Origin of the sequence: Spiroplasma sp. Moj (genome assembly GCF_016082285.1) — a bacterium.
In the GTDB taxonomy this organism is placed as follows: domain Bacteria; phylum Bacillota_I; class Bacilli_A; order Mycoplasmatales; family Mycoplasmataceae; genus Spiroplasma; species Spiroplasma phoeniceum.
Map to the genome: position 1 here is coordinate 1 of NZ_MQTY02000170.1, position 629 is coordinate 629.

A 629-nucleotide genomic window follows, 5' to 3' on the forward strand; every position below is an offset into this window, starting at 1 on the left:
TATAGGAATTTTAAAATAACTAGGTTATGCAAGAAGTCTATTTAAAAAGACTGATTTCAATCAGTCTTTTTATAAATTTATTTTTATTTTATTAGCTTTATAATGTTTTTATGTTTTCAATTTTAATATATTCTGAAACAATTCCTAAGATATCATCTTTAAAATATCAAATTGCAATACAAATTAAAGCAATAATTACTAATAAAATAATTTTATAAATAATTCGTTTAATTTTAAGATATTTAATAATTAAACATAATAAAATAATTACGATAACAGCAATTGTTGATGGCATTCCAATTGAAATAATTTTGTTTCAAATTTCTTGTGATTTTGTTATATTTGTTAAAAATAACATAGTTTTTTACCCTTTCTAAGTTGTAAAATTTATCATTTATTACCTTAACAGGTAAATTATATCAATTTTTTTATAATGCAATTGTAAAACATTTGCCTTAGGGTAATAAAAAAACGATTTGTAAGAAAATAAGAAGGATTTATGTGATTTACTTTTTTGTCTTACCGAATTTTTATATATTAGACTTCTTGCATAACCTAGTTATTTTAAAATTCCTATAAAATATATTTAAAATAGAAATTATAGGAATCTAAAATTATGAAATTTGATA

At 18.6% G+C, this 629-nt stretch carries 1 protein-coding gene; it reads right to left on the reverse strand.

Translation table 4 applies throughout. The features are described 5' to 3' along the window. Positions 1 to 97 precede the first annotated feature (97 nt). Complete coding sequence (locus BST80_RS05345) at positions 98 to 358, reverse strand: hypothetical protein (protein ID WP_415746296.1); 261 nt, start codon at positions 356 to 358, stop codon at positions 98 to 100. Between the last annotated feature and the right edge of the window lie 271 nt (positions 359 to 629).